This is a genomic window from Anabaena sp. CCY 9402-a, from assembly GCF_963920945.1.
Lineage (GTDB): Bacteria > Cyanobacteriota > Cyanobacteriia > Cyanobacteriales > Nostocaceae > Trichormus > Trichormus minutissimus.
Map to the genome: position 1 here is coordinate 1 of NZ_CAWUDL010000053.1, position 14,315 is coordinate 14,315.

General features: G+C 40.0%; 12 protein-coding genes and 1 pseudogene. 5 read left to right on the forward strand and 8 right to left on the reverse strand.

What is annotated here, in order from left to right; translation table 11 throughout:
* Window positions 1–121 precede the first annotated feature (121 nt).
* Entirely contained in the window at window positions 122–244 is a 123-nt protein-coding gene (locus tag ACM0OR_RS18770; RefSeq protein WP_414577978.1) for a hypothetical protein, read from the forward strand.
* A gap of 173 nt (window positions 245–417) precedes the next feature.
* Here the strand turns inward: ACM0OR_RS18770 and ACM0OR_RS18775 are convergent, their stop codons facing one another.
* From ACM0OR_RS18775 to ACM0OR_RS18800, 6 genes and pseudogenes are all read right to left on the reverse strand, one after another.
* Window positions 418–1,167: an SDR family oxidoreductase gene (locus ACM0OR_RS18775; RefSeq protein ID WP_414577979.1), complete on the reverse strand. Its 750-nt coding sequence runs from the start codon at window positions 1,165–1,167 to the stop codon at window positions 418–420.
* Between the two features lie 370 nt (window positions 1,168–1,537).
* A pseudogene (locus ACM0OR_RS18780) lies at window positions 1,538–2,394 on the reverse strand (dienelactone hydrolase family protein).
* Window positions 2,395–2,489: 95 nt separating this feature from the next.
* Complete coding sequence (locus ACM0OR_RS18785; RefSeq protein WP_190706540.1) at window positions 2,490–3,065, reverse strand: TIGR04376 family protein; 576 nt, start codon at window positions 3,063–3,065, stop codon at window positions 2,490–2,492.
* A 155-nt stretch (window positions 3,066–3,220) separates the two neighbouring features.
* Window positions 3,221–4,057: a D-alanyl-D-alanine carboxypeptidase family protein gene (locus ACM0OR_RS18790; protein WP_414577981.1), complete on the reverse strand. Its 837-nt coding sequence runs from the start codon at window positions 4,055–4,057 to the stop codon at window positions 3,221–3,223.
* A 9-nt stretch (window positions 4,058–4,066) separates the two neighbouring features.
* On the reverse strand, window positions 4,067–4,756 hold the full coding sequence (locus ACM0OR_RS18795) for a hypothetical protein (RefSeq protein ID WP_414577982.1): 690 nt from the start codon (window positions 4,754–4,756) through the stop codon (window positions 4,067–4,069).
* Window positions 4,757–5,908, reverse strand: coding sequence for an AAA family ATPase (locus ACM0OR_RS18800; RefSeq protein WP_414577984.1), 1,152 nt, complete (start codon window positions 5,906–5,908; stop codon window positions 4,757–4,759). It lies immediately after the preceding gene.
* A gap of 210 nt (window positions 5,909–6,118) precedes the next feature.
* Here ACM0OR_RS18800 and mnmG point away from each other — a divergent pair, with 210 nt between their 5' ends.
* The 4 genes from mnmG (at window position 6,119) to ACM0OR_RS18820 (ending at window position 12,169) form a co-directional block, all read left to right on the forward strand.
* Window positions 6,119–8,041: a tRNA uridine-5-carboxymethylaminomethyl(34) synthesis enzyme MnmG gene (gene mnmG / locus ACM0OR_RS18805; protein ID WP_414577986.1), complete on the forward strand. Its 1,923-nt coding sequence runs from the start codon at window positions 6,119–6,121 to the stop codon at window positions 8,039–8,041.
* A gap of 227 nt (window positions 8,042–8,268) precedes the next feature.
* Entirely contained in the window at window positions 8,269–9,591 is a 1,323-nt protein-coding gene (locus tag ACM0OR_RS18810) for a hypothetical protein (RefSeq protein ID WP_414577988.1), read from the forward strand.
* 206 nt (window positions 9,592–9,797) lie between these two features.
* Window positions 9,798–10,250, forward strand: coding sequence for a hypothetical protein (locus tag ACM0OR_RS18815; RefSeq protein ID WP_414577989.1), 453 nt, complete (start codon window positions 9,798–9,800; stop codon window positions 10,248–10,250).
* A gap of 359 nt (window positions 10,251–10,609) precedes the next feature.
* A complete protein-coding gene (locus tag ACM0OR_RS18820) occupies window positions 10,610–12,169 on the forward strand; it encodes a serine/threonine-protein kinase (protein ID WP_414577990.1) in 1,560 nt (519 codons plus the stop codon).
* Window positions 12,170–12,621: 452 nt separating this feature from the next.
* Here the strand turns inward: ACM0OR_RS18820 and ACM0OR_RS18825 are convergent, their stop codons facing one another.
* Together ACM0OR_RS18825 and ACM0OR_RS18830 are read right to left on the reverse strand one after the other, a co-directional pair.
* Complete coding sequence (locus ACM0OR_RS18825) at window positions 12,622–12,819, reverse strand: NblA/ycf18 family protein (protein ID WP_190706559.1); 198 nt, start codon at window positions 12,817–12,819, stop codon at window positions 12,622–12,624.
* A 767-nt stretch (window positions 12,820–13,586) separates the two neighbouring features.
* A complete protein-coding gene (locus tag ACM0OR_RS18830) occupies window positions 13,587–14,306 on the reverse strand; it encodes a Stp1/IreP family PP2C-type Ser/Thr phosphatase (RefSeq protein WP_414577992.1) in 720 nt (239 codons plus the stop codon).
* Window positions 14,307–14,315 lie beyond the last annotated feature (9 nt).

Below are 14,315 nucleotides of genomic sequence, written 5' to 3' on the forward strand. Positions count from 1 at the left end.
ATCTAGCATCCCTAGGTTCTATAGATGATGTTTTTTGTCAATGCGTAAGTCCTAGACTTATATCAATTCGCCAAAATAGGGCAACAGATATAAATGCAAATGCTCATGCTGAAGAATCAAAATGTCAGGGGTATATCATCTCGACATCAAAGAAAGTGCAGAAGAACTCAAGCAGATGCTGTTGGTTCAAAAAATAGCAAGCGTCAAAGAAAAAGTTCAAGCACTATACTTGCTGAAAACATGATACGGTCAAAGCGTCAGCGAAACAGCAAAAATTCTCGGTAGAAATCGTTGAACCCCACTCCATCAGCGCTCCTATCCCTCTCACCGCCAATCTTTGCGGATGTGGCGGGAGTACCCCGGAGGTTTTGATGGATGCTGCTTTGACAGCATCCATATTTGCTCATTAAGCTTTTGTTACCAAGGTACTGGTTGACCTAGATGGAAAAAGCCTCCACTTAGCCCATCATCTTCTAATAGGGCTAATTGGACTCCGGTTTTTGCGCCTTCTGCAATATCCATCATTGCACCTTCACCACCTAACTCGGTTTTTACCCAACCAGGATGTGCGCTATTAACTTTTACGGGTGTGTTACGTAACTCATGGGCTAAATGTACTGTAAATGAATTAACTGCTGCTTTAGAAGCATTATATGCAAATGGTTTTGAATCATAAATTGGGGAGTTGGAGTCAGCATGAAGTGTTAAAGAACCTTCAATACTTGACATATTCACAATTCGACCATTAGGACTTTTTAAGATTAACGGTAGTAATGCTTGAGTCAGTTCTACCAAAGCAAAAAAGTTGGTGTTAAATGTTTGTCGAATAGTATCTAAAGAAACAGAACTAGCGTTACTGGTTAACCAGTCTCCATCTAGAAATACCCCAGCATTGTTAATTAAAACGTCAAGTTTACCAAATTGTTCATCAATTTTTTGAACTACAGACTGAATTTGATTACTGTCACCAACATCAAGAGCAAGTGCCTCTGCATCAATTCCTTGATTTTGTAACTTATCTGCGGCTGTTTGGGCTGCTTCTAGATTCCGTCCAGCAATAAGAATTTTTATTCCATGTTGCCCAAGTTGACGGCTCATTTCCAGCCCTAAACCTTTATTTGCACCAGTGATTAAGGCTACTTTATGATTCAGTTCGCTCTGCCCCATTGTAAGTTACTCCTGTTGAAATAGGGATTACATCACATTCAAGAACAATAGGTTTAAGCTTTGTTTAAGTCTGCGCTCAATCTTCTCACATAATTGTTCAAAATCAAACCTAGAAAAACCCGATTTTCTCACAAGTAATAAAAAATCAATTTACCTGGACTAATGTCAATAGACCGAAAAGTTTGGCTCTCCTCCCGGCTGATTAATTAACTTTTCTTATGTCTCTTGCTATTTTTTGGACCGAGAGCATCTGCTTGAGTTCTTCTGCACTTTCTTTGATGTCGAGATGATCTACCCCTGACATTTTGATTCTCCAGCATGAGCATTTATATTATTTTCTCATCTGTTGCCCTATTTTGGCGAATTGGTATTAAACTCCATGCTGCTTAAACCATGCCAGGAGGCGTTGCCAGCCATCTTTCGCTTCTTTCTGCCTGTAGGAAGGACGATAATCGGCAAAAAAGGCGTGGGGTGCATCGGGGTAAACGATGATTTCGGATTTGCATCTGCTGGATTTCAACTCATCGCGCATTTGTTCCACCGTCTTCAGAGGAATGCCTGTATCCTGACCTCCATAAAGTCCGAGAACGGGAACTTTCAAATTAGAGGCAATATCGACGGGATGCTTCGGTGTTAATTCCGTAGAATTACCAACTAATCTGCCATACCATGCTACACCTGCCTTAACCTTGGGATTATATGCTGAGTACAACCAAGTCATGCGACCACCCCAACAAAAGCCTGTAATCCCCAATCTATCAGCATTACCTTTAGCAGACTTGATAGCCCAATCTACGGTGGCATCCAGGTCAGATAACACCTGAGCATCTGGTACTTTAGCTACCACCTGACGAATTTCATCGATATTGCTTAACTTGGAGACATCGCCCTGACGAGCAAATAATTCTGGTGCGTAGGCGCGAAGCGACTTGTCGTAGACATCGCTAAATAACCCAACTTGGCAAAGCGACGGCAGACATCCTGAATATGTTCATGTACACCGAAAATTTCCTGAATCACCAGCACAATCGGAAAATTCCCACCAGTTGCAGGTAAAGCTCTGTACGCTGGGATCTCACCACCCTGGACAGGAATTTTCACTGCACCTGCAACTAACTCTTTGGCATCAGTAGTAATGACTTGGGCAGAAATGGGTTGTACAGCCAAAGCAAAACCAGTTGCTAAGGTAGCAGTGGCAATAAATTTGCGCCGGGTGATCTCTTTCATCGTCTTTTCCTTAAATTATTTAGGTTTAGTCTTATTTGTAATGAAGGAGCAAATTTCGGAAATGTCCTTCATTCTTAAGTTTTGGACTATACAGATTATTTTCCTAAATTGCGCTTCATCTGTTCTAATTCATCTTCAGTTTCCCACCGACGAAACTTTTCTTCTAAGTCATCCAACCCACTGCTAGAGGTGCTAGCTGTATTCCACCAACCGTTAGTTTCTATGCGCTGTTGCGTCTGGGCTTTAGCGCGTGTTGTTTGTGCTTCTGCTGCTTTGGTTTGTACTTCCTGTCGCCGCACTTGAATTTTATGCAACAGTTCTTGAGATTGGGCGATACGTTCTTTCAGCCCTTGCATTTGTCCCCAAAGCTGATTTCCTTCACGCAATAGAGTTGCTTCTCTCTCTTGTGCCGCCGCCGCTAAATCTTGTCTACCTGAATCTTTAGCTTTCTGCACACGGATATGCCAACGCTGAATCTCTTGTGCAGTGGAGAGAATATCTTCTTGCGATCGCTTCTCTTGCAATTGTAAATCTGCAATCAATTTCAATGTATCTTCCTCTTGCTGTCGCAGCTGTTCTAACAACGCCTCTAATTCCAGATGCGGATTATTACGCAAGAATTCCTCTAAACGGTTTTCCAGAAACCGACTAAAATCATCAAATAAGCCCACTATTAGAACTCCAGAGTTAGGTGTGTAACTATTTTATTGTAGTAATTCTTATCCTATTACAACAGCAAATTGTAATTTAGCAAAATTGCCATCAGTTTTTAACCCTAGAGCCTTAACTCATAATTACGAATTACGAACTAAAAATTATGAATTATTCAAAGTGGTGTCACCCAATAGCTAATCCCATTTTCTACTTGCTTTCTTAACCCCAAATTTAGTAAATCTTGCTCAGTTAAACCTAAATAAGTCCAGTGTGGTACATCTTTAGCGACGGTTTGAAACCAACCATTTTGATTGAGAATTTGTCTTTGTTTTAGATGAGATACCCGCAAATCAATTGCTAATCCCCAAAGATGTTGTGATGTTCCTGGTGGTGCAACAACACCGAGAATTGCTGTTTCTCTTCCTTCTTTCACTTGATTTAATGTATTTTGGTTAGCATATTTATTCCAAAATCTGAAATTAGTAGCAAAACTGCGAGTACAATCACCAGAACCATAGCCTGATTTTAGGGAAATATTTCCTAAAGAACGCGCCTGATTTAATGCTGCGGTGGCTGATGCTTGTAAGTAACAGTCATTTGTACCATTAACTTTAACCATTGTTAAACTATTTTGAAATGTCTGTGTTTCCTCCTCGTTATTTAGCAGAACTGTTGATGGTAATGTAACTAATTTATCTCTATTTATAAACGCAGCACCATATGCTTTGAGCAAAATATATTCATAACTACCAGGCTGGGGAATGGTAGCTAAATTATTGGCGATCGCACTCAAAAAACGCTCTTGGGCAGTCTGGGGAATGTTAGAGTTAGGTGTGGGTAATATGGGTGCTTGCTCAATATGAATACAAGATGGAGAATTAGCTGTATTACACGCATTTAATGTTGCAAACTTTGACTGTTGATGATGAATAATTTTACTAGCGACTAATATATAAATTATCACTATAAATATAGAAATAAAAACTACTTTTCTTGATATGGATATCATGAGAATAAATTAGCTTAATAGTTTACCTTTTATCATATTACAAAATTGTATAAAGGTTTGAAAACTAGGTAAGTGTCCAGTTTCATTTTGCACTCTTTTTAATAACTCTTCTAAGTAATATGATTTTATTACATCACCAGGATTGGATTTAGAGTAACTAATATTTTTCGCTCTGAATAATTCTTTTAAATAAGCCTCATGAAACTTAGCATGAGTAGAAAATTCTGAGTATCTACCCATTAATTCAGGGCAATTAACCGATACATCATAATACCGTGCATATGTTAATAGTGGATTATCACTTGGATTTTTTGTATAAATTTTTTTATTGCCTAAACACCATGTTTCAAAACATCGGTTTTGGACAATTACGACTATTTGGGTATTTTCTAAAGTACAGCTTTGAGAAATTAAACACTCACTAATTTCTTTTTCTCTATATTCAACTGTCACTTCTTCTGCATCTAAACAAACTACAAGATAACTATAATTACCATTGGCGTTAATATCTGCAATTGCATTAGGTAGATGATCGTAAATTATGGAAGGATAACCGTTAGCACTAAATAAATAATAGTTATTTTTAACGACATTATTATAGTTGTTAACGCGTTGTAATTCTGGCAAAAGATGTGCGAGCCAAGCAGGATATACTTTTCGTTCAGTGCTTTTACCTTCTACAAGAAAGTAGATATTCATTTAGGCAGTAATTCCTTCCCTGTATTCATCCAGATTAATTAATTGCATAAATGCTTGATGTCTAGATTGACCTAGGTTAAAATCTTGAGCATCTCTAGCAGTTACTATTCCACCTCTGCGAGTCACAATCTTCCAATGTTCCATACTCACGTTATTAATAATGTATGGATGATGACTGGTAATTATAAATTGTAATTGTCTTTGTTCAGAACATAAATCACATAAAACATCAATACAGTTAACTCCTAAACTATTTTCAAACTCATCAATTAAAATTACAGTACCTTCAGCAGATAAGTATAGTTCACTGATATGTATTAGCGTCTTCAGCATTCCTGAAGATATACGTTCTTGAGTTATCCAATTATTTACACCTTTTTCTTTAATTTTTATAACAGGATATTCTGACAAAATCTTAGGTAATTCCTCATCATTATCGGGTTCTATTTTTATATCCTCTACTTGCTCAAAGATGTTTATAAAATGTTCTTTTATTTCTTGAAATATATTTTTGTTATGATTATAAACTAGAGCCAATTTAGTTTGAATAGGTAAATGGCTATCTTTAATTTTATCTAATGAAGAATATTCTTCATTAGATTTTTTGTTACTAAATATTGAGTGAAAAACATCCTCTAAAGAGAAAGCAGTAACTCTTGATTCGTCACTGTAGAAAACTTTGCTGAATCCTCTGCTCACAGGGGCTATATCTTCTTCTTCACTTAATATTTCTACAGCACTTTTGAATGGGGATAATTTTGGTAACTTTTCCCCTTTAAAAAGGATATTATTTTCACTTCTTTGTATAATTACCTGATTATTTAAATATAACCATTCTCGCACAATTAGGAATTTTGTACTTTCTGAATCCTCATCTTCTTGTTCTTCAATAAAAACAAATTTATCTATTTTCTTTGTTTCAAATTCACCCATCCATCTATACTCATAATTGCCAGATGTAAAATTTACATCCCATTCGACACCATTTAATGAAGCACCTTTAGCTATTTTACGCAAGTTCATGATGGATTTAAGGATTTGCGTTTTACCAACACCAGATACACCTACTAAAAGATTAAATTTAGAGAATTTAATCGATTCAAAACGCCATTCTAGTTCATGATCGTAATAGGTTAGCTCGTTGATTTTCATGTTTATCTTGAATTAAATATATAGACATTGCTAGACAATAAAATTATATGTCTATTTTAGCTATAATTTAATAATTATTAAAATATATTATGTGGTTTTTTTGATACTGATTAATCTACACATTTTTGACATAGAAACACATATACATCGATACAATCACTGAATTAAGTTAACATTAGTAGTAACTCTCAGTTTGCTAATCCTGTACTTATGACCATGCACAAGTCCGTTGAATTTCAAGATGCCTTTGATGTCATCGTTGTCGGTGCAGGTCACTCCGGTTGCGAAGCAGCCCTTGCTACTGCCCGCCTCGGTTGTCGTACCCTGCTTTTGACATTAAATTTAGATAAAATCGCTTGGCAACCCTGCAACCCGGCTGTGGGTGGCCCTGCCAAATCCCAATTAACCCATGAAATAGATGCTTTAGGTGGGGAAATTGGCAAAATGGCAGACCGCACCTACCTACAAAAGCGCATCCTCAACTCTTCACGGGGGCCGGCAGTATGGGCATTACGCGCCCAAACTGATAAGCGAGAATATGCGGCTGTGATGAAAAATATTGTGGAAAACCAAGATAATTTGAGCATCCGGGAAGGGATGGTCACAGACTTGGTTTTGGGTGCTAACAATGAAGTTATTGGGGTAGAAACTTACTTTGGCGTGACTTTTGAGTGCAAAGCCGTAATTTTAACTACGGGTACATTTCTCGGTGGCAAGATTTGGGTGGGGAACAAGTCAATGGCGGCTGGACGCGCCGGAGAATTTGCGGCAGAGGGATTAACCCAAACCTTGAATCGCTTGGGATTTGAAACCGGGAGACTCAAGACTGGTACACCTGCACGGGTAGACAAGCGATCGGTGGACTATACCAAAATGGAACACCAGCCAGGGGATGCGGAAGTTCGTTGGTTTAGTTTTGACCCCGAAGTATGGGTAGAACGGGAACAAATGCCTTGCTATATGACCCGCACCACAGCCGAAACCCATCGCTTAATTAGGGAAAACTTGCACCTATCGCCAGTTTACGGCGGTTGGGTGGAAGCCAAAGGGCCGCGTTACTGCCCCAGTATTGAAGATAAGATTGTCCGCTTTGCTGATAAAGAAAGCCACCAAATCTTTATTGAACCGGAAGGACGAGATATTCCCGAACTATATATCCAAGGGTTTTCCACAGGGTTGCCCGAAAATTTGCAACTGCAAATGTTACGGAGTCTCCCCGGATTAGAAAACTGCGTAATGTTACGTCCAGCCTACGCAGTAGAATATGATTATCTGCCTGCTACCCAGTGTTATCCCACAATGATGACGAAAAAGATTGCGGGGTTATTCTGTGCGGGACAGATTAACGGCACAACAGGCTATGAAGAAGCTGCAGCCCAAGGAATTGTAGCCGGAATTAACGCGGCGCGGTTTGTGCGCGGTCAGGAAATGATTATTTTCCCCCGTGAGCAAAGTTACCTCGGTACTTTGCTGGATGACCTGTGTACCAAGGATTTACGCGAACCCTACCGAATGTTAACTAGTCGGTCAGAGTATCGCTTATTGCTGCGTTCTGATAACGCTGACCAACGGTTGACACCTTTGGGACGGGAAATTGGTTTAATTGACGATCGCCGTTGGGAACTATTCACCAACAAACAGGCACAGATTACGGCTGAAAAAGAACGGCTGTACGCTACTAGAGTCAAAGAACACGATGAAATCGGTAAAGCGATCGCCTCTGATACTCAACAAACCATCAGAGGTTCGATTACCCTAGCCGACTTGCTACGTCGCCCCGGATTTCATTATGTAGACCTTGATAAATATGGACTTGGCAACCCCAGCCTCAGCCAAGCGGAAAGAGAAGGGGCAGAAATTGACATTAAATACTCTGGTTATTTGGCTAGACAACAAAGCCAAATCGAACAGATTGCCCGTCAATCCAACCGCCAGCTACCTGCGGATTTAGACTACACAAAAATTGACACTCTTTCTAAAGAAGCACGGGAAAAACTCAATCAGGTACAACCCCTCACAATTGGTCAAGCAGCCCGTATCGGTGGTGTAAATCCTGCTGATGTTAACGCCTTATTAATTTTTTTAGAATTGCGTCAATCTAAGAACCAATCAGGGTTTGCAGCTTTATCTTAACTTTGTCTTTATGAAGGGTGAGTATAGTAGAGGGGGAGATGGGTAAGATAGATGACAAGAGTTCAACCCTGGCATCATCTACGATCCCCAATTTGGAGTTGAATTTCATACACTCAACAATCAACTCGTCTAGTTTGGACGGGAGATTGAATATTTTGAAAATCCTGATACCCAGGTAAAAGGGGCGGTGTTGCCCCATCCTGGCAACTACCACCTACAACTTGCTTATGTTACGAGAAGTTAGCACCCATCTCATTGTCCCCGAACTATCAGAAGACTTGATTGTTAACGAGCCTTGGTCAATAGAATTCTATGCTGATGGCTTGATGGATGAGCTTTTTGCCAGTATTGACGACATACTGGAGGTCAATTTCCACAATAGGCAACCACTACGCCCAGCTGCTGCATCTGCCAGTGACTGGTCGTATACATCCCAGCAAACAACTTTAGAGTATGACCATCTGCAAACTGTTGAAGTACCGCAGATTGTCCTACCAAATACAGTTAAGCATTCAGTACAGACTGTTACAGCTATCAAAAACAAGCAAGTCAGCACTGTTGTAGTTGATCAGCCTCAGATCAACTCAATCAGTAAAATTACCCAAACAGCGAAACTGACCTTGGGGAAACTGCTGATTGGGGGTACAACTATCGGTGTGGCGATCGCAGGCGTATTATATATAGTGCAATCTGGGGTGTTAGTTCTCCTAACATCTAAACTCACCCAACCCACTATTTATGTACCCCAGTCACAATTACCTGCAAAACCAGATGTCCAGGCTGAGTTAGTCAATTACATGATGGGAGCATTAGCCATCATCGACAAAAACGATGGCACTACTCAACGTGCCGTTCGTTCCCAACTAGCAAATCGAGTGATTTCTCACCCAACATCTGTAGCTTTATCTAATAATCAGCCTATCGGTAATCTACCATCACCCCTAACAGCTAACAATACACCACCAGCATCTAGCCGAACTACAAACGTTGTTGAGCGCATCTATATTCCAGTTTTCCAACCACCCTCACCAATGCGCTCTGCACTGCCACCAATTCCCGGTATTGGTTCACCTTTACCACCAGCCCCAGTTGCAAGCCAACCAAATGTAGTTAATCACACCTTAAATAAAGTGCAACCAGCTGCTAAACCCAGCACAGTCAATATGTTAACTGCGGCTGTGCGCTCAGACATGAAACCTGTGGCTGTGCGAAATGCACCTATCAAAGTTCAACAGTCACCCAATTCTCTGCCTAATTTACCTGTTGTTCCCTTCGGTGCTAGCTTACCAAGACCATCGAATAACGGGGAAGCAGTACAGGTTGCATCCCTTACCGTTACTTCCCCTGCTCCCACCCACATTCTAGAAGGACTGCTAGAGTTGGGTAATAAGTCTGTGGCACTATTTCAAACTAACGGTGTCAGTCGTCGCGTTAACATCGGTGAAAGTATTGGCTCTAGCGGTTGGACATTAGTAGATGTCAATAACGGTGAAGCTATAGTCCGGCGGAATGGTGAAGTGCGGTCTATTTTTGCAGGACAGAAGTTGTAATTTATCTAGGTTTTTTGTTTATTCTGCAAGCCCTAGCTAGAAAACCCACCCCTCCCTGCGGGACGCTGCGCGAATGTGGGTGGCTGTCTTTCATGCAAGAATTTTGAATTGATTCATTTCTCCCTATTTTCCACCTGACATTTTTGTAATTCCAAATATATCTTTGTAGTCTGAGGACTACTCGATTAAGGCAAGGAATATACAAGGTGGCGCACACTTTTTTATTAGAGCCAGGACGCTGGTTAATTCAAGGCAATTGGCTAGAACGTAATGGAATGCCAATCAGCATTAAAGGCATGACCTTGGTGGCTTGGAATCGAGATAACTGGTTTACTATGGCAACAAAACTCATCTTTCCTGGTAGCGATCGCCCTGATATCTCTTTACAATACAAGGGGCGATTGCATGAAGGGGAACTTCAATATACTTTTCTACTCCAGCATAGTCTGTTAGGTCAGGTTGAAGGCGAAGGTTGGATGGGTTTAGAAGCAATCATACAACGTTATTGGGTAATGAGCGATCGGCAACGTCGTAGCGGCTTTGAAACGATGCACCGAATTGCGGACGATACATATTACCTCAGTAGTGGTATCATGGCTGGTCATTCTTTAATCAGTACAATGGAAGCCAGATTAAAGCTTCAGCCGACCAATAATTAGTTAGAAGTTAAATTTAGACTGAGTTACCTTCAAAGATAGTAACTTGGGCTGGGAGTAGGGAGTAAGAGCGTGTTTGAACGTAACTTAGTATTATTAGTTGTTTCAGAGAAATGGTATAATAAGGTACATTTATACTCAGCATACTAGGTCATGAATAACATATTTATGTCTGAGTTTTATTGGCTTAAGTTATCTGGGTTATAAAAACTGGGCAAACTAACACTACATCAAAACCCAAGTGCAAAGCATCAGGATACATCTACCCCATTATTTAATTGCACTTTTCCACCCCAACACTTAACACCTACCGCATAGGTAGGTGTAATTCACATTTGTTAAACATTGGAGTCGAAGTTTCTATGTCAGACCCCAACATTGGCCGTTTTCTTAGTAAACGCTACCAATTACAGGAATTAATTGGTACGGGTGCAATGGGTAGAGTATATCGTGCCAAAGATATTTTATTGGGAGGTGTACCTGTTGCTATCAAGTTTCTTGCATTGTCAATACACAATGAAAAGATGCGACTGCAAGACAGGTTTGAGCGAGAAGCAAAAACTTGTGCCTTACTAGGACAAAAAAGTATTCATATTGTGAGAGTCATGGACTATGGCGTAGATGAAAATAATACCCCCTACTACGTCATGGAATATCTACAAGGACAAAGCCTCAACCAGATAATCCGGCAGCAACATCTATCTTTAACCCGGTTTGTGAGTATGACACGTCAAATCTGCCTGGGTTTAAAATGCGCTCATGACGGTATTCCAGTTGATGGCTCAGTCTGCCCAATTATTCATCGTGATATTAAACCTAGCAATATGCTAGTGATTCAAGACCCCAGTTTTGGGGAATTGCTCAAGATTTTAGATTTCGGTATTGCTAAATTACTCCAGGCCAACGGCGATCACACAAAATACTATTTGGGGACACTGGCCTATTCTTCTCCTGAACAAATGGAAGGCAAAGAACTAGATAATCGCTCAGATATTTATAGTTTGGGTGTGATGATGTTTGAAATGTTGACAGGCAAAATGCCACTCATGGTCTCAACCCATTCTTTTGGCGCATGGTATAAAGCTCATCACCATCAAGCACCACGTACTTTTACTGAAGTCAGTCCTAGCTTGCTTATTCCTAAAGACGTCGAAAATTTAGTGATGAGTTGTTTAGCGAAAATAGTAAAGGATCGCCCCCAAAGTATTAGTGAAATACTCCAAGCTTTAGAATCTATCGAACAGCAACATCAAAAACGCCCCATTCAACACGAAAATCATCAATCTACTGATAATGTCACGGTTAAAGCTGAATCTGAAAAGAAGATAAACGGTAATAGGGCATTAAACTTAGCTCCAGCCAAAAATGAAATTACTGTGACAACTTCTTGGCCGAAAAATAAGCCAATAGCTGACATTGTTTTTCCTCAACCTATCCAAATCAATGGTGAGGTTATACCAGCCTTATGGGTGATGCTACCACAAAAAGAAATTATTCAACGTCTGGTCTGTAGCCGTTACAATCAATTTTTGTTTATAACTGCTCCCCACCCCATGATGCTGTGGATTACTGTTCTCTACAATCGCAAACATGGAGCTAAATGCTTACCTTATTACCTGGATCTCAAAACTAGTCTCGGTCAAGAGATGGTGCAATTAATGTTCAAAACAGGTTACTATCGTTTGCTATTGTTTGCGCGGGAATCACCAAATACTTGTTCTCATGTCCTAGTTGCTAGTATTGCCTCTGCTCAATGTCAACGACTGCAACAGTGGATGGTGGCTGCCAAAACCTTTGTGTCTGGGGCTGATCCCCAAATTAGTAAGAATTTGCTCAAAAGGGAATATGAAAAAATTAAACCGCAAATTTTGGCCAAGTTAGATGCAATTGACACGGAGTCTGCATTTGATATCTCTGGTTAGTAAATATTTTTACAGGTTATATGTAACTTATATCAAAAAATGTAAACTTTTATCAAGAATATATATATCTACTTGTAAGTATTATTGGGAATAAATATAATAGTCATCAGTGCAGGCTGAAAAAGCAAGTGCTTAGTCAAATACAAGTAAATTTTCATTCTGCTTTTTACACGTAGGAATGTAAGTGTTAGTAAGCAAAAGTGAAATTACTCATTCACTCAGTAGTAAGCATATTTACAAAATTGCTGGTTAATGGTTTGATAAATAAACCAAAACTAAGTTATGTAAGCGCAGAGCTAACAGTCAAACAACTGTATTATCGAGTTTTGATGGATGGCATCCTAGAAGTGATTTAGCTTAATCTTGAAGTTGACGCCCCAGCATCACCAGCTCCTTTCCTCCTTGGAAGTGAGCAAGAGAAGGAGGTCGCCCACTGCGACACACAACTTGCTCTATGCCAAAGTGGAACCAGAATCTAAGCCCCACTGATGCTTGAGTAACTCTTGGTAAGTTGCTTCGCGCACCACCATTTGCTCATAGAGCTTGACTAAAAAGTCTTTGGCTTGGTCATGACTCATATTCTGTACTTGAGTGGAAAATGAGCGGATGCTAAACTGCTGTTCCAAGGAAAGTTGGATTGGTTGGTTCATAGTATACTCCTAAAAGACAACGCGTAAAGTTGATTTGGGTAACAGAAGTCCTATAAAAATAGGGCTTGTTTGGGATTTGTTACCGATTCTCTGTATTAAGAAAGATAACAACTATTTTGACAGATTGCCCATATCCTCAGAGGGGAGATTTTTGTTGGGATGTGCTGCAATAGAACCTACTGACATATAACCCAAGTCTGCCTGGGCAGTTTGGGGTAAATTTTAGGTAGGGGGAATATCCTTCTTTACCTTCATTTCCCTCCTTTATCTGGAAACTTTCCCTAGAGGGAGATTTTCATAGAAGAGTGAACGTGAAGGGTATTAAGATCGCATTATATTCTGCTTACATTATGATGTGCAACATGTCAATCAACTAAATTGTGTAATTTCAGCCGCCAGTTGGGAATTTTGGTTGCTAAAAATATTTGTATCAAGTTGTAAATAGGAAAAATGCTCAGGTTGAACAAAATGCTGAGTATATTTACTACAAAAGTCCTGAAGCTATCAAAAAACAGGGAAAAGTGATGAGTGCTGAGTAATAAGCAAGCTGCGTTCCTCAAATCAAACTACACATTTTAATTTTTTAGCCCTAACCGAATTGTATTGACTCAGCAAAGAGTAAAGGACTTTCAAAAAATAAATTATCCCAAATTGGCTGTTATTAGGGTACGTCAGGGAGAAAAAATCTAGAAGCACCAAGAAATTATTTTTACTGACGCACCCTACATAGGGGATATTTTTTAATTTGGAAGTCTTTAAGTGTTGTGTTATGCGATCGCCACAATAACAATAGTGATATTATCGTGTCCACCTTGATCTTTAGCGGCTTCTACTAGAGATACAGCAGCCTGATCCAATATGGGGATGTCATGGAGAGAATCAGCTATCTTTTCATCGACCAGTTCTTCAGTTAGACCATCACTGCATAATAGTAAGCGATCGCCATCTTTAACATCCAACGCCTGTACTTCAACTTGGGATAAGTCTTCTCGACCTAAACATCGAGATAATACATGACGAAATGGATGAGTCCGTGCTTCTTCTGGGGTGATGTCGCCAATTTTGATGGCTCTAGCTACCCAGGTATGGTCTTCGGTCACTTGTTCTAGTTGTGACTCCCGCAAACGGTACAGTCTAGAGTCACCGACATGAGCGCACCAGGTCGAGTCACGCAAAATCACGACTACGACAGTTGTACCCATATCAGCACGTTCAGGATGACTTTGCTGATCCTCTAAAATGGCTTGATTGGCTTGCCATAAAGCCTGCTCTAACAATTTTTCGGATGAATCAGGTTTATCCCAATGAGCTAATAAATATTCTTGAATTACTGTCGTGGCGATGCGACTTGCTTCTTCTCCTCCCGCATGACCACCCATCCCATCAGCAACAATGAAAAATCGTCCTTCCGGGTCGATGTAGTAATGATCCTGATTATTAGAACGAACAAGTCCCGGATCGCTAAGACCCGTGAAGTTAAGTTTCATAGCTTTTTA

Excerpts from the sequence above, each read along its gene's own strand:
- ACM0OR_RS18770 (WP_414577978.1), top strand. The coding sequence starts at position 122 with ATGTCAGGGGTATATCATCTCGACATCAAAGAAAGTGCAGAAGAACTC.
- ACM0OR_RS18775 (WP_414577979.1), bottom strand. The coding sequence starts at position 1,167 with ATGGGGCAGAGCGAACTGAATCATAAAGTAGCCTTAATCACTGGTGCA.
- ACM0OR_RS18790 (WP_414577981.1), bottom strand. The coding sequence starts at position 4,057 with ATGATATCCATATCAAGAAAAGTAGTTTTTATTTCTATATTTATAGTG.
- ACM0OR_RS18795 (WP_414577982.1), bottom strand. The coding sequence starts at position 4,756 with ATGAATATCTACTTTCTTGTAGAAGGTAAAAGCACTGAACGAAAAGTA.
- ACM0OR_RS18800 (WP_414577984.1), bottom strand. The coding sequence starts at position 5,908 with ATGAAAATCAACGAGCTAACCTATTACGATCATGAACTAGAATGGCGT.
- mnmG (WP_414577986.1), top strand. The coding sequence starts at position 6,119 with ATGACCATGCACAAGTCCGTTGAATTTCAAGATGCCTTTGATGTCATC.
- ACM0OR_RS18810 (WP_414577988.1), top strand. The coding sequence starts at position 8,269 with ATGTTACGAGAAGTTAGCACCCATCTCATTGTCCCCGAACTATCAGAA.
- ACM0OR_RS18820 (WP_414577990.1), top strand. The coding sequence starts at position 10,610 with ATGTCAGACCCCAACATTGGCCGTTTTCTTAGTAAACGCTACCAATTA.
- ACM0OR_RS18825 (WP_190706559.1), bottom strand. The coding sequence starts at position 12,819 with ATGAACCAACCAATCCAACTTTCCTTGGAACAGCAGTTTAGCATCCGC.
- ACM0OR_RS18830 (WP_414577992.1), bottom strand. The coding sequence starts at position 14,306 with ATGAAACTTAACTTCACGGGTCTTAGCGATCCGGGACTTGTTCGTTCT.